General features: G+C 69.9%; 17 protein-coding genes and 1 tRNA gene. 9 read left to right on the top strand and 9 right to left on the bottom strand.

The window, feature by feature from the left end; all coding sequences use genetic code 11:
• Positions 1-16 precede the first annotated feature (16 nt).
• Positions 17-277 carry a hypothetical protein gene (locus BXA05_RS01475; protein WP_076403487.1) on the bottom strand — a complete coding sequence of 87 codons (261 nt, stop codon included), beginning with the start codon at positions 275-277 and terminating at the stop codon, positions 17-19.
• Positions 274-501 carry a helix-turn-helix transcriptional regulator gene (locus tag BXA05_RS19495; RefSeq protein ID WP_143310997.1) on the bottom strand — a complete coding sequence of 76 codons (228 nt, stop codon included), beginning with the start codon at positions 499-501 and terminating at the stop codon, positions 274-276. The genes BXA05_RS01475 and BXA05_RS19495 overlap by 4 nt, the downstream gene beginning before the upstream one ends.
• A 245-nt stretch (positions 502-746) precedes the next feature.
• Between BXA05_RS19495 and BXA05_RS01470 the strand changes: the two genes are divergently transcribed.
• The 6 genes from BXA05_RS01470 to BXA05_RS19485 all read left to right on the top strand — a co-directional run bounded on the left by BXA05_RS01470 (position 747) and on the right by BXA05_RS19485 (position 6280).
• Complete coding sequence (locus BXA05_RS01470; RefSeq protein WP_076403485.1) at positions 747-1076, top strand: DUF6221 family protein; 330 nt, start codon at positions 747-749, stop codon at positions 1074-1076.
• Positions 1077-1129: 53 nt separating this feature from the next.
• Positions 1130-1738, top strand: coding sequence for a hypothetical protein (locus BXA05_RS01465; protein ID WP_143310996.1), 609 nt, complete (start codon positions 1130-1132; stop codon positions 1736-1738).
• A gap of 434 nt (positions 1739-2172) precedes the next feature.
• On the top strand, positions 2173-2670 hold the full coding sequence (locus tag BXA05_RS19490) for a hypothetical protein (RefSeq protein ID WP_143310995.1): 498 nt from the start codon (positions 2173-2175) through the stop codon (positions 2668-2670).
• Positions 2564-4177, top strand: a complete 1614-nt coding sequence (locus tag BXA05_RS01455; RefSeq protein ID WP_342065086.1) for an ATP-binding protein — start codon at positions 2564-2566, stop codon at positions 4175-4177. The genes BXA05_RS19490 and BXA05_RS01455 overlap by 107 nt, the downstream gene beginning before the upstream one ends.
• A 183-nt stretch (positions 4178-4360) precedes the next feature.
• The gene (locus BXA05_RS01450; protein ID WP_170963116.1) at positions 4361-5599 is read left to right on the top strand and encodes a site-specific integrase; all 1239 of its coding nucleotides are present in this window, start codon (positions 4361-4363) and stop codon (positions 5597-5599) included.
• 66 nt (positions 5600-5665) lie between these two features.
• Complete coding sequence (locus BXA05_RS19485) at positions 5666-6280, top strand: hypothetical protein (RefSeq protein WP_143310994.1); 615 nt, start codon at positions 5666-5668, stop codon at positions 6278-6280.
• Between the two features lie 108 nt (positions 6281-6388).
• Here the strand turns inward: BXA05_RS19485 and BXA05_RS01440 are convergent.
• Positions 6389-6464, bottom strand: a tRNA-Lys gene (locus tag BXA05_RS01440).
• Between the two features lie 385 nt (positions 6465-6849).
• On the opposite strand from BXA05_RS01440, the gene BXA05_RS01435 reads away from it, so the two are divergent.
• Positions 6850-7131 carry a HesB/IscA family protein gene (locus tag BXA05_RS01435; RefSeq protein WP_021479822.1) on the top strand — a complete coding sequence of 94 codons (282 nt, stop codon included), beginning with the start codon at positions 6850-6852 and terminating at the stop codon, positions 7129-7131.
• Between the two features lie 166 nt (positions 7132-7297).
• Here BXA05_RS01435 and BXA05_RS01430 read toward each other — a convergent pair whose 3' ends face one another.
• Entirely contained in the window at positions 7298-8014 is a 717-nt protein-coding gene (locus BXA05_RS01430) for a M50 family metallopeptidase (protein WP_076404053.1), read from the bottom strand.
• A 335-nt stretch (positions 8015-8349) separates the two neighbouring features.
• On the opposite strand from BXA05_RS01430, the gene BXA05_RS01425 reads away from it, so the two are divergent.
• Positions 8350-9831 (top strand): DEAD/DEAH box helicase, encoded by a 1482-nt coding sequence (locus BXA05_RS01425; protein ID WP_076403468.1) that lies wholly within the window; start codon positions 8350-8352, stop codon positions 9829-9831.
• A 132-nt stretch (positions 9832-9963) separates the two neighbouring features.
• A complete protein-coding gene (gene msrB, locus BXA05_RS01420) occupies positions 9964-10392 on the top strand; it encodes a peptide-methionine (R)-S-oxide reductase MsrB (protein ID WP_034652513.1) in 429 nt (142 codons plus the stop codon).
• Here the strand turns inward: msrB and BXA05_RS01415 are convergent.
• From BXA05_RS01415 to BXA05_RS01395, 5 genes are all read right to left on the bottom strand, one after another.
• Complete coding sequence (locus tag BXA05_RS01415) at positions 10361-10822, bottom strand: ribosomal maturation YjgA family protein (RefSeq protein ID WP_083711232.1); 462 nt, start codon at positions 10820-10822, stop codon at positions 10361-10363. The genes msrB and BXA05_RS01415 overlap by 32 nt on opposite strands.
• Before the next feature lie 19 nt (positions 10823-10841).
• Positions 10842-11339 (bottom strand): MarR family winged helix-turn-helix transcriptional regulator, encoded by a 498-nt coding sequence (locus BXA05_RS01410; RefSeq protein ID WP_034652516.1) that lies wholly within the window; start codon positions 11337-11339, stop codon positions 10842-10844.
• Between the two features lie 169 nt (positions 11340-11508).
• The gene (locus BXA05_RS01405) at positions 11509-13224 is read right to left on the bottom strand and encodes an MDR family MFS transporter (RefSeq protein WP_083711230.1); all 1716 of its coding nucleotides are present in this window, start codon (positions 13222-13224) and stop codon (positions 11509-11511) included.
• Between the two features lie 141 nt (positions 13225-13365).
• Positions 13366-13866 (bottom strand): MarR family winged helix-turn-helix transcriptional regulator, encoded by a 501-nt coding sequence (locus BXA05_RS01400; protein ID WP_021482815.1) that lies wholly within the window; start codon positions 13864-13866, stop codon positions 13366-13368.
• Positions 13867-14052: 186 nt separating this feature from the next.
• Entirely contained in the window at positions 14053-15507 is a 1455-nt protein-coding gene (locus tag BXA05_RS01395; RefSeq protein WP_076403463.1) for a sugar porter family MFS transporter, read from the bottom strand.
• Between the last annotated feature and the right edge of the window lie 12 nt (positions 15508-15519).

The raw sequence follows: 15519 nt of genomic DNA, 5'->3' as shown, positions 1-15519 counted from the left end.
CGCATTGAAACGGCGCCTACGCGTTCGCGAGTGCCCGCCAGCCGTTCATGCGTTCGCGAGGAAAGGTCGCGACCAGCGGCCGGCAGGCCGCGCAGGGCTCGTGTTCAAGGGCCAGGAACCCGAGCTGGTGGCCGTAGGCGGCCTGGCTGGCGCAGCGGTGACAGAGTCCGCGCGCGAGGTAGACGTTCTTGAGCCGCTCCCAGTTGCGGGCCTGGCCGAGCGTTTCGGGCTTGGACTTCTTGGAAGGCCGTGCCTGCGGCCGGTGGGCCGTCTTCATACGGTCCCGCTGGTGTTGACAGCGTGCTTGTCCTCGTAGGCCTCGACGTCGGAGAGGCGGTAGCGGACGTTGAAGCCGATCTTGCGGTATACGGGTCCGCGTCGTTGCGAACGGAGTGTGGCTAGCCAGCCAGGGTTGACCTGCCAGCGGGCGGCCAACTCCTTCTCGGTCAGAAGATTGGAGGGGATGGGGTCATTGTTGATCGTCTGTGGTGAGCGCTGCATATTAAGCCATCTAAGCCGCCCCCTACGACACGACCCCCCTTTTCGGGGGTGCTTCGAGTGCATTTCGAGTGCGCCCGTATACAGCGTTGCGAAGCGACCTGCGCGTTTGTGGGCCCACAACTGCAAGGTCACAGTTCAGTAACGGACGCGCGCCGCCGGGACAGTTCGCCTCAATCCGGACGTGGACGGGCCCTCGCGCCAGCGGGGCGCTGGACCAGGATTCGAACGTGTGTTCGACTAGATGCATGAGTGGGTTGGTCGAGTTCCTGCAAGAACAGTTCGTGTCGGAGGAGTGGTTGGCGCGGGACGAGCGCGGTCGCATCACGCCACCGCCCAGGCCCAAGGGAGGGTTCTACCCGGCGCCCCTGCCGAGCCCGTTCCAGTACGTGTTCAACCCCGCCCGCGTGGAAGCCGACTGCACCATGAGGCGCACCCTCCTGCGCCTGGTCGAGTCCGACGAGCTGTCTCGTGAGGCGGTGCTCAGAGCGCTCGGAGAGGTGTACCGGTCGCACCCGGACTTCGACCCGTCGTGGCTGAAGGCGGCCGGGCATCCCGGCCCTGGACTTCACCCCTGAAGCGCTTCCGCGCGCACTCCCGTGACTGGCCCGGGGCCAGTAGTCTCCCGGCCATGGGGGATGCCGCGCTGCCGCAGCCAGTACCTGGCGTGCGAGTTGGGACGACCGCCGACGTCGGCGCGCTGGTTCGACTGTCTGGTCATGCGCTGTGGAAGCTCCTGCGCTCGCCAGGGCTCTTGAGCATCACGTTCGTGATGATCGGGTTCGCGATCACGTTCATGCTCGGGGTGCTCGGGCTCTCCGCCGGCTGGGTGACGCTCCTCCTGTTCTTGCCCGTGCTCGTCGTGATCCTCGTCGTCGCGGCGGTCGTGTTCGTGGTCGTGCTGCTCGTGTACTCGCTCCACGTCCTCAGTGACAAGCGGTCACGGGTGTACCTGAGCGAAGACGGCACCGCGACGGTGCGTGTCCGGCTTCGACACGGTGCCTGGCACGTCCAGGACCACATGGCCGCGCCGGTCGGGCAGGGCCACGGGAGGCGGATACGGGAGGCGCTGGTGGGGCCGCTGCTGGCCCAGGCGGACGCGACCGGGACGCGGGTTACGTTCGATGCGGTGCCCGCGACAGCGAACCAGTACGACGTGGTGCTCCTAGGGTTCGTCGCTGGCGGCCGGTCCTGGCAAGGGCGTCGCTATACACGTGAGCCGGTGAGGCAGCGTGTCTAGCTCGCACTGGACGCCGCAGCAGCTCGCGGATGAGGCAGGCGTCAGCGCCTCCATCGTGCGCCGCTGGCTGCGGGGGGTGGTTGATCGTGCTGGCGAGTCGGGTCCGTGGCTGATCGACGACGACCTCGCTACACAGGCTCGTGCGCACTTCGCTGCGACCGCAGCGGCGCGAGAGGCGCGCCCAACGGGGTGCTCGGTCGACGGGTGCGACCGCACCGACATCAAGGGCAGAGGGCTCTGCCCACTGCACTACAACCGGTGGTACCGGCATGGGTCCACAGAGAAGCGCGACGGGGCTGAGCACCAGCGCGCCAAGACGCATTGCCCGTACGGGCACGAGTACAGGGAAGACAACACGATCGTTTACCTATCTGACGGCCGGCGGCGTTGCCTGAAATGCAGGCGTGGTCGGGGCCGGGGATAGCATTCGAGCCATGGACGTCGGAAGTGCCGCTGATTGGACCGCAGCCTTGCTCACGGGCGGCGGTCTCCTAGCCGCGGCGTACCAGATCAGACACGCCCGTCTAGATGCAGAAGCAGCGCGGGCACGGCAGCGCGCCGACGACGCAGCTCGCCGTGAGCACCAGGCCCGAGCAGTCGGGATCACGGCGTACTGGCGACCCGCCGACGAGGTGCTACAGCCGGTAACCTCGGTCTACAAGGTCAGTGTCGAGATACTCAATGGCGGTGAGTATCCGATTAGCGACGCGGTCCTCCACATCGACCAAGACGAGTCCTCGCGTGAAGTGGTCTACGGGACCATCCTTCCTGGCAAGCGGGAAGAACAAGTCTATGAGGTGACTCGGCACAACATGCCGTTCAGCGATGTTACGGGAGGTGTCACCCTTCTATTCACCGACACCTTCGGTCAGCACTGGGCTCGTACTCCTTACTCGTTGGAACAAAGAGAGTTCGCCGCCCATATTTGCTAGTGATCGATCTGTGGAAAGGGCTCCGGAGTCCATGGCAAATACATCGCCGTCCGAGGATGAGCGACTGCTGGCAATGCTCTGTCGAGAGCCACGGGAAGCCCCCTGGCTCGAATTCAAGGTGAACAACAGCAACCCCGACGAGATTGGCGAGTATGTATCGGCTCTCGCCAATGGGGCCGCGCTGGAAGGGCGCGCCAAGGGATACCTGGTTTGGGGGGTTTCGGACGTAGCCCACCAACTTGTCGGCACGGAGTTCGATCCTCGGATCGCCAAAAAGGGCAACGAGGACCTGGAGCCCTGGCTCACTCGTTTGCTAACGCCCCAGGTTTCCCTTCGTTTCCGGCAGGTCGCCGGAGTCGGTGTGTCGGTCTGGATTCTGGAGATTGGCGCAGCCCGGAGCTCCCCGGTGGCTTTCTCGGGAACCGAGTGGATTCGGGTCTCGTCCTACAAGAAGCGTCTATCGAAGCACCCTGAACTAGAAAGGAAGTTGTGGCGTACCTTTGAGAGGGAGACTTTTGAGACCGGTGTTGCAGAGTCGCGCGCAACGGCCCAGGAGGTCCTTCAGCTCCTTGACTACAGTTCGTACTTCTCGCTGCTAGGGACAGCGCTCCCCACTACTCAGCGCGGCATACTTGATCATCTTGCCGCAGATAAGCTGGTAGTGCCATCGGATGTCGGGTGGAGTGTGACCAACTTGGGGGCGGCCCTATTTGCTCGGAACCTGCGTGATTTCCCCACGCTTTCGCGAAAGCGAGTGCGAGTCATTCAGTACCGAGGTGACAATCGTGTGGATACGATTCACGAGCAGGAAGGCGAGCGTGGGTACGCGAGCGCGTTCGAGGGGCTGGTCGAGTACATTAAATCAACTTTGCCCAGAGCGGAGGCAATCGAAGGGGCTTTAAGAGTAGACCAGTCCGTGTATCCAGCGATCGCAATTCGCGAGCTTGTGGCCAACATGCTGATACACCAGGACTTTTCGTTCAGCGGTGCGGGACCAATGGTTGAGGTGTTCCGCAGCCGGATCGAGATAACCAACCCGGGTGCACCCATCGTTGACTATCGACGGTTTCTCGATCTTCCTCCGCACTCGCGCAACGAAGCGCTGGCCGCGATGATGAGGCGGGTTCGGATAGCCGAGGAGCGGGGATCGGGCTGGGACAAGGTGGCGTTCGCGGTCGAGTACCACCAGCTCCCGGCGCCCCGAGTCGAGGTGACCGACCAAACGCGCGCCGTGTTGCTAGCGCCCCGGGCCCTAACCCGGATGGATCGGGAAGATCGGAGCCGGGCTGTCTACCTGCACTCATGTCTGAAGCAGGTCTCGGACGAGTACACGACGAACGCGACGGTTCGCGAGCGGTTCGGCATCCCAGACGGTAGCTCCGCCCAGGCGTCAAAGTTGCTCAACGAAGCTCTAGAGGATGGGCTCATCACGGTGTTCGATCCGGACGCTGGCTACCGCGCCAGGCGGTATGTCCCGTTCTGGGCTGCCGATGAGTCGATTGCTTAGTGCTTGCTTCACTCGGGGCGCCGTGGGTCGCGGCTCCTGTCTCCTAAGTGTGCCCTGACCTGCGGAAACGTGCCGGCCAGCCCTCCAAGGTTGCTTCCCCGTTCTCTCATCCTGGAGGAGGGGTACCCTGGTCTGGTCCCCCGGAATCGATCGGATCGGTGAGGTGCGATGGCACGACCGCGGATGAAGCTCGGGGAGTGGGGCAACGTCGCCACCACGCCCCAGCTCCTGGCCGACGACGGCAAGTACCGTGCCGCACCCGCCGGGACGCGGAAGGCGGACCGTTGGCGCGCCCGCGCCAAGGTGCGCGACATGGACGGCATCGTCCGCGACGTCGAGCGCTACGGCAGCACGAAGGTTGAAGCGCGCCGCCTGCTCGAAGAGGCGCTTCGGGAGCGTGTCACCCCGGTGACGAAGGGCGCCATCACCCCGGCCACGACGTTCTCGGAGCTGGCCGCGGAGTGGGAGGAAGAGCTGCAGGGCGACGAGTCACGGTCACCGAACACGAAGGCCGTGTACTCCTCGATCTTGCGCCGGTACATCACGGGCAGCCCCAGCGACCCGAAGTCTCGGGGCCCGCTCGCGGGCTGGACCGTGCGCGAGCTGAACGTTGCCGCGATCAACCGGGCGCTCCAGGACATCAACAAGGAGGGCGGGCCGGCGGTCGCCAAGACTGCCCGCACCGTCCTGTCCGGCATCCTCGGGCTTGCCGTCCGCAACGGAGCCATCCCCGCCAACCCGGTTCGTGAAGTCGACCGGATCAAGCGGAAGGGCGCCCCGAAGCGGAAGGGAACCGCCCGGGACACCACGCGCGCGTTCACGGAGGAGGAGCGTGCGGCGGTGCTGACGTTCATGGACACCGACGAGCACGCGTTGGCCCACGACCTCGGCGACCTGATGGCGTTCCTGGCGGGCACGGGTGCGCGCCTGGGCGAGGCGTGCGCCCTGAGGTGGTCCCGGGTCTCCCTCGACACTGGGCGGGCCACAGCGCGCATCGACGCCACCCTGGTGCGCGTCCCGGGGGAGGGTGTCTCCATCCAGGAGGGCACGAAGACGAAGCGTCACGTGTCCGACTCCAGCCCCCGCGTCGTGCAGCTGCCTGAGTGGTTGGCGGATCGGCTACGTGTACGCCGCGACACGATGAAGCACGCCGGCCCGGATGACGTGGTGTTTCCGTCCCCGGGCGGGAAGCTCCGCGACCCGTCGAACACAACGAAGACGATCCGTCGCATGCTCGACCGAGCAGGGTTCGAGTGGGCGACGTCGCATACGTTCCGCCGCACGGCGGCCACGCTCATGGACCAGCGGGGCCTGACGGCGCGAGAGATTGCCGGCCAGCTCGGCCATGCGTCCCCGTCGATCACTACGGACGTGTACATGGACCGTCGTCCCTCGACGACTCGGGCTGCCGAGGTCTTGTAGGGGCACCGTGGCCGACATCTAGGCGCGAAAGACGCTTGATGGGCGGAGGCCCTACGATCGCCGGTCATGGACGCAACAGACCCGACGCTCTGGGATGCGGTTTGGGGTTGGGTCGTGGGCGCCTGGAACTGGTTGCTCGTCCCGGGTGGTCTCATCACGCTGATCCTCCTCGCCGCTCTGACGGCGGTGTGGAAGCGCTTGAGAGGGTGGTTCCGCGCCTGGCGTCAACGGCGCTATGCGCGCTTGCGAGCCAAGTGGTCCACTCCATGCGACCGCCCTCACCTAGACGACCTGGGGGAGGGAGGAGTCACCGAAGTGCCGACGCCCGCACCTGCCCGGGTGCAGGAGTTCGTCTTGCCTGCAAAGTTCGAGGTGCGAGGCGAGCACCCGCGAACTGGTGACCCGGTGGTGGCCTGCTTCCTGGTGAACCTCGGGCCTGGCATCGCGAAGCACGTCATCGGAGCGACGGACCCCTTCGGGAACTGTCGAGTCCGCGGGCAGGCGTACGCCGACGAACTCGCTCCCGGCGGACGACTGCCGATCACGGTCGCGTGCAACTTCGAAGACACCGTTCACGATCAAACGATCCGTGTGTCATGGACTGATGAGGCGGGAGTGCGGCACGAGGACGACGATGCCGAGGTTGCCCCGTCGGGCCGGGACGCCATGATCATTGAGTAGGCGAAAGTGCAGTAGCGCTTTCAGAATCCGTAATCGGGGGGTTGCCGGGGGATCAACGCTCCGGTTTAGCTAGGGAGCGCGATCGGAGCGTTGGAATCCCAATGATTCTGGTGGGCCCCGTGGGGTTCGAACCCACAACCTACGGATTAAAAGTCCGCAGCTCTGCCGATTGAGCTAGAGGCCCTGGACGCCGGTGGCGTCCACGCACAGGCTACCCGCGCCCCGACGTCGGCAGTCCCGACCGAGTTCGGCAGCCCCGACTCAGATCGGCACGTGCGACCGCCGAACGCGGCAGAAAGTGCCGACCCCGACAGCGGGTGCCGATCTCAGACCCCGACCCCCGCGGGCGCGCACCCTATGCGGCGCTCCGCGACGTGTCACCCGCGGTCTTGCTCCGTGAGAAATTCGGTGAGAACCGGGCGTTTCGCTTGCGACGGTCGCGGGTTCTTGTTTCGGTGGAGAAGACCGAGGAGCCCGCGGGAGGGTGCACCGACGGCAGGTCACGCCGGCCAGGCGTGGGCCGCACGGACGTGTCCCGCAGGTTCCGCCCGGCGACGAGAGGAGCTCTCGTGCTTACCCTGACCGACAACGCCCGTACCGCTGTCCACGACCTGCAGACCCAGGCCGGCGTCCCCGAGGGAGGCGGTCTGCGGATCGCCGAGTCCGCGGACCAGGCGGGCAGCTTCGAGCTCGCGCTCGTCCCCGCCCCGCAGCCCGACGACACGGTCGTGGAGAACGGCGAGGCGAAGGTGTTCGTGGAGTCCGCCACGGCCCCGACCCTCGCGAACCTCACGCTCGACACGGACCCGAACGCGCAGGGACCGGCGTTCGTCCTGACGCCGCAGGGCTGACGGGACGTTCCCGGCGCTCGCGCCGGACCATCTCGACGACGCGTCCTCCTCCTCCAGGCGCGTCCTCGGTCCCACGACGGGCCGCTCGCTCCGGCGGGCGGCCCGTCGTCGTGTCTCGACCGGTCCGCGAGGTCCGCTCGACCGGGGTGCGGCAGGGTCGCGAGGGTCAGGCGGCGGGCCCGACGATCCACGACCCGCCGAGCACGGCGGCGCCGACCGTCACGACGAGGAACACCACGACCCAGAACAGGCCGGGCAGGCGGGTAAGGCGCGCGAGGATGTCGGCGTCGGAGGTGCTCGCCCGGCCGCGCGACCGCTCGGACTGCAGCTCCAGCACCGGCCGCACGGCGCCCAGCAGCAGGAACCACGTCACGGCGTAGGCGACGGCGCTCTGCACGGGCGGCGTCGCCCACCAGGACACCCCGACGAGCGCGGCGCCGGTGACGAGCACGGACCAGAGCCCGAACCAGTTGCGGATCTGCAGCAGCATGAGGGCGAGCAGCACGACGAGCAGCCACAGCAGCCCGACGGCATACCCCTGGCGGAGCAGCGCGGCCGCCCCCAGGCCGATGAGGCCGGGGCCGACGTACCCCATGAACGCGGTGAGGACCATGCCGAACCCGCGCGGGCGCCCGGACGACACGGTGAGCCCCGACGTGTCGGAGTGCAGGCGGATGCCCGCGAGCCGACGGCCCGTGAGCAGGGCCGCGATCGCGTGCGACGCCTCGTGCGCGATGGTCACGACGTGCCGGGCCACGCGCCACACGGGCGTGACGAGCACGACGACGAGCGCGAGGAGGCCCATCGCGACGACCACGGCGGCCGCCGGGGGAGGGACGGGCGTCGTCGCGGCCTCCCACACCTGCCCCACGACGTCCCCCACGGACGCGGCGACGTCACCGCCCGCGGTGGAGGCGTCGTCGGGCGCTCCCGCGACCCCGCCGCGGGGGAGGGCGGGCAGGACGGTGAGGGCGTTCGCCAGGGCGTGCACGCGCGACATTCCACCACAGGGCCCTGTGCCCGAGAGTGCCGAGACGCACCTCACCCGGCCGCCCGTCGCCGGGCATGAGACACTGGACGTTCGAGGGCAGCGCGATCCCGCGCGCCCGGCGTCGTGGAGATCCCCCCGGATTGCGTGCGGCGGACCCCGACCTTGAGCCCCGAGAGGCCCATCACCTGTGACTTCCCTTTGCCGACTTCGGCCTGCCCACCCCTGTCGTGCGCGAGCTCTCGCGCCAGGGCATCGACTCCCCGTTCCCCATCCAGACCGCCACGCTGCCCGACTCGCTGAAGGGCCGTGACGTCCTCGGCCGCGGCCGCACCGGCTCCGGCAAGACGCTCGCGTTCTCGCTGCCCACCGTCGCCCGCCTGTCGTGGGCGAAGTCGTCGCGCCACCCCCGCAGGCCCCGCGCGCTCGTGCTGTGCCCGACGCGCGAGCTCGCCAACCAGATCAACGCCACGATGGAGCCGGTCGCCAAGGCGCTCGGGCTCGTGACGACGACGATCTTCGGCGGCGTCGCGCAGTCGCGCCAGGTGGCCGCGCTCGACAAGGGCGCCGACATCGTCATCGCGTGCCCGGGCCGCCTGGAGGACCTCCTCAACCAGCGCCTGCTCACGCTCGACGGCATCGAGATCACCGTGCTCGACGAGGCCGACCACATGGCCGACCTCGGGTTCCTGCCGGGCGTGAAGCGCATCATGGACAAGACGCCGAAGCAGGGGCAGCGCATGCTGTTCTCCGCGACGCTGGACAACGGCGTGGACCAGCTGGTGAAGCGCTACCTCAGCAACCCGGTGCGCCACTCGGTGGACGACGCCGCGGCCGCGCCCCCGCAGATGACGCACCACATCCTCGCGGTGCGCGACGCGGACGCGAAGAAGCAGATCGTGCACGAGCTCGCCTCGGGCACGGGCCGCCGCGTGCTGTTCATGCGCACCAAGCACCAGGCGAAGAAGCTCGCGAAGCAGCTCACCGCGGCAGGCGTCCCCGCCGTCGACCTGCACGGCAACCTCGGCCAGGGCGCGCGCGAGCGCAACCTCGAGGCGTTCTCGTCGGGCGCGGTCAAGGTGCTGGTCGCCACGGACATCGCGGCGCGCGGCATCCACGTCGACGACGTGGAGCTCGTCGTGCACGTCGACCCGCCGGCGGAGCACAAGGCGTACCTGCACCGCTCGGGCCGCACCGCCCGCGCCGGGTCGGAGGGCGTCGTCGTCACCGTCATGCTCCCGGAGCAGCGCGGCGACGTGCGCGACCTCACGCGCAAGGCGAAGATCACGGCCCAGCCGCAGCCGGTCGCCCCGGGCGACGCGACGATCAAGGGGCTCGTCGGCGAGGTCGCGGAGTACGTGCGCCCGTCCGACATCACGCCGCCGCAGACGCAGGCGAAGCGCGGCACGGGCTCGTCCAACGGCGGGTCGCGCGCGTCGCGCCGTGGCCGTGGCGGCCAGGGCGGCGCACGCCCGGCCGCGCAGCCTGCGGGCCAGGGCACGACGGCGGCGCGCGGCCAGGGCGGTCAGCGCCCGGCGCAGCGCCCGACGGGTGCGGGTCGCCCCGAGGGCGGCCGGGACGGCCGCGGCACCGCGGGCACCGGGAACGGCGCAGCAGGCCAGGGCGGTGGCCGTCGTCGCGGTGGCCGTGGCCGCGCGCAGCGCCCCGCCGGGGGGTCGAGCACCGTCTACTCGACCTCCAGCCCGCGCTGACGCCCCCACGCTGAGTGCAGGAATAAGTCGCGGTCGAACCGGTTCGGCCGCGACTTATTCCTGCACTCAGCGGGTGAGGCGGGGCGGGAACACGGGAGCGGTCGGCGTGGTTGGGACCGTCGGAGGTGGATCATGACCAGCCAGACCCACGAGAACCAGCCCTACGAGGTCGTGAAGACCGACGACGAGTGGCGCGCCGAGCTGTCCCCGCAGGAGTACGCCGTGCTGCGGCAGGCCGGGACCGAGCGCGCGTGGACGGGCGAGCTGCTCGACGAGAAGCGCGTCGGCGTCTACGCCTGTCGCGCGTGCGGCAACGAGCTGTTCCGCTCCGACACGAAGTTCGACTCGCACTGCGGGTGGCCGAGCTTCTTCAGCCCGCTCGCGGGTGACCGCGTCGAGCTGCTCACCGACCGCAGCCACGGCATGGTGCGCACCGAGGTGCGCTGCGCGCGCTGCGGCTCGCACCTGGGCCACGTGTTCGACGACGCGCCCCAGACCCCGACGGGCGACCGGTTCTGCATGAACTCGGTCAGCCTGACGTTCGAGGCCGGCGCGGAGTAGCCGACCGGGCGCCGACGCCCGCGTCGACCACGCACGCGAGCGCCACGCCCACCAGATAGCAGACCAGGTCCCGCACCGCGAACGTGCTGCCCAGCAGCCACGCCGCGGGCGGGACCGCGTCGTTCACGGCGGCGGCGACGCCCGTCGCCTGGAGCGCCTCGACCGCCCAGCACCACCCCAGCGCGACGGAGCCCGCGACGAGCGGGCGCACGCGCGGCGCCGCGAGGACCACGAGGGCGTAGGTCGCGACGGCGTAGAGCACGTCGCCGCCGACGTCGCCCCACGGGTCGGGGACGCGCGTCGCGACGACGAGGCCCGCCACCACGATCAGCGCGAGGACGAGCGCGACGACGGGCCGTCGTCGGACCCGGGCCGCCCCGCGACCGCGCGGGGCGAGGTGGGGCGGGCGGGCGCCGTCGGGCACGGTCATGCTGCGCCGGGGGCCAGGGTCACCGGTTGGCGGCCCAGCGCACGACGTCCTCGGAGTACCGGTGCAGGAGCGTCGCGAGCGTCGCGACGTCGCGTTGGTCCCAGCCCTCCAGCGCCTCGGTGATCGACGTGACCCGCCCGCTGTGCGCGGCGTGGAGCCGCGCCTCGCCGTCGGGCGTCAGGGTGATGAGCTGGCCGCGCGAGTCGTCGGGGTCGACCTCGCGCGCGACGAGGCCGAGGTCGTGCAGGCGGCTGAGCTGGCGCGAGATCGTCGCGCGCCCCACGCCGAACTGCGCCGCGAGCTCCGAGCCGCGGACCCCGGGGTGGTCGGCGATGTGGGCGAGCAGCGGGTACGCGCTCGCCTCGAGGTCGGGATGGATCCGGCGGGCCATGCCCGTGGCGACCGCGCCGGCGCGGCGCAGCAGGATCCGCAGCTCGCGTTCGAGGTCGACGTACGCGTCGTCGTCGACGTGCGCGGTGTCGGGAGCGGGGCGGGCCGGAGCGGTCTCGGGGGGCACAGGGCCATCATGGCGCGAAGGGCACGGCCCGGTCACCTTCCTCCCCGGAACCTCACCCGCACAGGGCGACGGGAGCTCCCCGCGCACGACCGAGGGGGTGGTCCCGGACGGTCCGGGACCACCCCCTCGGGGTGTGTCGGCGGTGCCCCGTGCGGCGGGGACGCCGACCTCAGCGCGACCGGCGCGCGGTCGCCTCGTCGTCGACCACGCCCGCGGGCTCGTAGGCGCCGAGCAGCGTGGACTCCGTCTCCTCCGCGAGGGTCACGCGACCGGGGGTGGCGTCGACCGGGGCGTCCGTGCCGAGCAGGGCCGCCTCCTTCTCGAGGCGCTCCTGGAGGCCGGTCTTGGTGCCGAGCGGCACCTCCTTGAGGAACGACACGGCGATGAGCGCGACGAGCGCGAGCGGCACCGCGACGAGGAAGATCTCGGCGATCCCGTCGCCGTAGGACTTCTCCACGAGGTCCTTGATCGGCGCGGGCAGGGTCGAGACGTCGGGCACGGCGTTGCCGCCGCCCATCGAGCCGGCCGGGACGCCGAGCTGCGTGAGGCCGTCCTGGATCGACGTCGTGACCTTGTTCGCGAGCACCGCGCCGAGCACGGACACGCCGATCGCGCCGCCGAGGCTGCGGAAGAACGCGACGGTCGAGGTCCCGGCGCCCATCTCCTCCACGGCGAGCGTGTTCTGCACGGCGAGCACGAGGTTCTGCATGAGCATGCCCATGCTCACGCCGAGGAAGAACAGGTAGACGCTGATCAGCGTGAAGCTCGTGTGGTAGTCGATCGTCGACAGCGCGAAGAGCGACGCGACGAGGACCGCGCCACCGGTGACCATGAAGGCCTTGTAGCGGCCGTAGCGCGTGATGAGCTGGCCGAACAGGGTCGACGCGACGAACGTGCCGACGATCATCGGGATCGTGAGGAGGCCGGACTCGGTCGGCGTCTTGCCGCGCGCGACCTGCATGTACTGGCTGAGGAACACGGCGGTCCCGAACATCGCGACGCCGACCGCGACGGACGCGACGACCGCGAGGACGAACGTGCGGTTCTTGAACAGGTGCAGCGGGATGAGCGGCTCGGGCGTGACGCGCTCGACGAGCACGGCACCGACGAGCGCGACGACCGCGCCGCCGACCATCGCGAAGGTCTGCCACGAGAGCCACTCGAAGTTCTGCCCGGCGAACGTGACCCACAGCAGGAGCGAGGACACGCCGGCGCTGATGAGGATCGCGCCCCAGTAGTCGATCCGGACGACGCGGCGCGCGACCTTCGGCAGGTGCAGCGTGCGCTGGAGGACGACGATCGCGGCGATGGCGAACGGCAGGCCGACGAAGAAGTTGAGGCGCCAGCTCACGGCGTCGGTGAGGACGCCGCCGAGGAGCGGCCCGCCGATCTGGCTGACGGCCATGATGCCGCCCATGAGGCCCATGAACTTGCCGCGCTCGCGCGGCGAGATGATGTCGGTGATGAGCACCGTGGCGAGCGCCATGAGGCCACCGGCGCCGATGCCCTGGAACGCGCGCAGCGCGATGAGGGTGCCGACGTTCTGCGAGAGCCCCGCGAGCGCGGAGGACACGACCGCGACGACGAGCGCGATCTGGATGAGGACCTTGCGGTTGGTGAGGTCGGCGAGCTTGCCCCAGATGGGGGTCGAGATCGTCATGGCGAGGAGGGTCGAGGTGACGACCCACGTGTACGACGACTGCGAGCCGTCGAGGTCGCTGACGATCTTCGGGAGCGAGCTCGAGACGATCGAGCTCGCGAGGATCGCCACGAACATGCCGAGGAGGATCCCGGAGAGGGACTCCATGACCTCGCGGCGGGTCATCGGTGCGGGGGCGCTTGCGCTGCCGGGCGGTGCGGTGCGTTCTGCGGGGGTGGTGGTCATCAGGCGCTGGGTTCCTTGCTCACGAGGCCGGGGCGGGGCGCACGCGTCGGGGGGCGGTGTCAGGTGGTCGGAGGCCGGTCCGCGGTGCGGCCGGTGGTCGGGGCGCGTGCCCGACGGCGCAGGGCCGCCGGGCGCCGTCGGTCACCCGGTGGTGCGGGGGGAGTCGTGGACCGCGACGACCGCCGCGGCGACGCGCTCGATGTGGCGCGTGGCCTCGACGATCTCCTCGTCGCCCCAGTCCGCGAACGTCGTCGCGGCGAGGACGTCGATGTGCTCGTACGCCCGCACCAGGAGTGCGCGGCCCGCCTCGGTGAGCTCGACGGTCCGGGCCCGCCGGTCGTCGTCGTCCACCGTGCGGCGCACGAGGCCCGCGTCGACCAGGTGGCTCACCTGGCGGCTCGCGACGGAGAGGTCGACCCGGAGCTTCGCCGCGACGTCCCCGAGCTGGACGGGGCCGCAGTGCTGGAGCATCCGGAGCAGGCCGAACGACGCCCGCGGCATGTCGAGGTCGCGGGCGATCCGGACGGCGGACTCCCGCTGGGCGCGCGCGAGGTCGTCGAGCGCGCGGACGAGACCCGCCGCGGGTGACGGGTCGGGGGTGAGTCCGGGGTCCGCGACGTCGGTCGCGGGAAGGGCGGTCACAGGCACAGGCACTCCTTGGTTGCTGCAGGCAAGCATACTCCGCGAAGTTGCTTTCAGCAACCATTGTGTGGGGCAAGGAATTCCCGGCCCGGCAGAGCCGGTGGCGGGAACGACGGAGCCCGGGCCCGTCCCCGCCGTCGCAGCGGCGTGGGAGGACCCGGGCTCGGCGCGGACCCGGAGGGGGGATCAGCGCCCGGAGCGGCTCTTGGCCTGGTCGCCCATGTCCTCCAGCTCGACACCCTTCGTCTCCGGCACCTTGCTCAGGACGAAGACGAACGAGAGCGCCGCGAAGATCGCGTACATCAGGTAGGGGATCGAGGCGCCGAAGGCGGCGAGCATCGGCGGGAACGTCAGGGTGATGGCGAAGTTCGCCAGCCACTGCGCCATGGCCGCCACGCCCAGGGCGGCGGCCCGGATCCGGTTCGGGAACATCTCGCCCAGGAGGACCCAGACGAGCGGGCCCCACGACGCCCCGAAGAACACGACGAACGCGTTCGCGGCCACGAGGGCGATCGGGCCCCACGGGTCCGGCAGGCTGATGTTGTCCCCGCTCCCGCTGGCCTGTGTGAAGGCGAGCGCCATGATCCCGAGCGAGAGCGTCATCCCGGCGGAGCCGATGAGCAGGATCGGGCGTCGCCCCACCTTGTCGACGAGCGCGATCGCGATGAACGTCACCGCGACGTTCGTCACGGACGTGATCGTCGAGACGAGGAACGACTGGCTCTCGTCGAAGCCGACGGCCTGCCACAGCGTCGTCGAGTAGTAGAAGATCACGTTGATCCCGACGAACTGCTGGAACACCGAGAGCAGGATGCCGACCCACACGATCGGCTTGAGGCCCAGCGCCGAGCCCTTGAGCGTGCCCTCCTGCGCGTTCTTCTCGTCGACGGCGATCGAGCGGTGGATCTGCGCGATGCGGTCGTCGACGTCCTCGTCCGGGCCGAGCACGGACTCGAGCACGGCGCGCGCGTCGTCGTCCCGGCCCTTCGCCACCAGGTACCGGGGCGACTCGGGGATGCGCAGGGCGAGGATGCCGTAGACCGCCGCGGGGACGACGCAGACGAGGAACATCCAGCGCCACGCCTCCCACCCGAGCCACAGCTCGTTGGACGCCCCGCCCGCCGTCTCCGCGAGGAGCTGGTCGGAGAGCAGCGCGGCGAAGATGCCGATCGTGATGGCGAGCTGCTGGAGCGAGCCCATGCGGCCGCGCAGCCGGGCCGGCGCGATCTCCGCGATGTACGCGGGCGCGATGACCGACGCGATACCGATGCCGACACCCGCCATGAACCGCCAGATCGCCAGGTCGAAGGCCGACCACGCGATCGCCGAGAGGATCGAGGAGACGAAGAACAGGACGGCGCCGAACACCATGACGCGCGTGCGGCCCCACCGGTCGGCGAGGCGGCCGCCCGACCACGCGCCGAGCGCGCACCCGAGGAGAGCGATCGCGACGACGAGGCCCGTCACCGCGGAGTCGAGGTCGAACTGGCCCTCGATCGCCGCGACGGCGCCGTTGATGACCGAGCTGTCGAACCCGAAGAGGAAGCCGCCGACCGCGGCCGCGACGGCGAGGCCGATCGCCTTCCGGTGGGCGCTCCGCTCGCTCACGGTCCTCTGACCTGCTGCGCCGCTGCTCGACATCTCGCCCTCCGC

This window comes from Cellulosimicrobium funkei (assembly GCF_900155925.1).
Taxonomy (GTDB): Bacteria; Actinomycetota; Actinomycetes; order Actinomycetales; family Cellulomonadaceae; genus Cellulosimicrobium; species Cellulosimicrobium funkei.
Note: the sequence above shows the minus strand (reverse complement) of the source record. Positions and strands in the feature narration are given on the sequence as shown.

Coding starts and splice junctions, on each gene's coding strand:
- BXA05_RS01465 (WP_143310996.1), top strand. CDS start 1,130: ATGGGGGATGCCGCGCTGCCGCAGCCAGTACCTGGCGTGCGAGTTGGG.
- BXA05_RS19490 (WP_143310995.1), top strand. CDS start 2,173: ATGGACGTCGGAAGTGCCGCTGATTGGACCGCAGCCTTGCTCACGGGC.
- BXA05_RS01450 (WP_170963116.1), top strand. CDS start 4,361: ATGAAGCTCGGGGAGTGGGGCAACGTCGCCACCACGCCCCAGCTCCTG.
- BXA05_RS19495 (WP_143310997.1), bottom strand. CDS start 501: ATGCAGCGCTCACCACAGACGATCAACAATGACCCCATCCCCTCCAAT.
- BXA05_RS19485 (WP_143310994.1), top strand. CDS start 5,666: ATGGACGCAACAGACCCGACGCTCTGGGATGCGGTTTGGGGTTGGGTC.
- BXA05_RS01470 (WP_076403485.1), top strand. CDS start 747: ATGAGTGGGTTGGTCGAGTTCCTGCAAGAACAGTTCGTGTCGGAGGAG.
- BXA05_RS01395 (WP_076403463.1), bottom strand. CDS start 15,507: ATGTCGAGCAGCGGCGCAGCAGGTCAGAGGACCGTGAGCGAGCGGAGC.
- BXA05_RS01415 (WP_083711232.1), bottom strand. CDS start 10,822: ATGACCGTGCCCGACGGCGCCCGCCCGCCCCACCTCGCCCCGCGCGGT.
- msrB (WP_034652513.1), top strand. CDS start 9,964: ATGACCAGCCAGACCCACGAGAACCAGCCCTACGAGGTCGTGAAGACC.
- BXA05_RS01475 (WP_076403487.1), bottom strand. CDS start 277: ATGAAGACGGCCCACCGGCCGCAGGCACGGCCTTCCAAGAAGTCCAAG.
- BXA05_RS01405 (WP_083711230.1), bottom strand. CDS start 13,224: ATGACCACCACCCCCGCAGAACGCACCGCACCGCCCGGCAGCGCAAGC.
- BXA05_RS01455 (WP_342065086.1), top strand. CDS start 2,564: ATGTTACGGGAGGTGTCACCCTTCTATTCACCGACACCTTCGGTCAGC.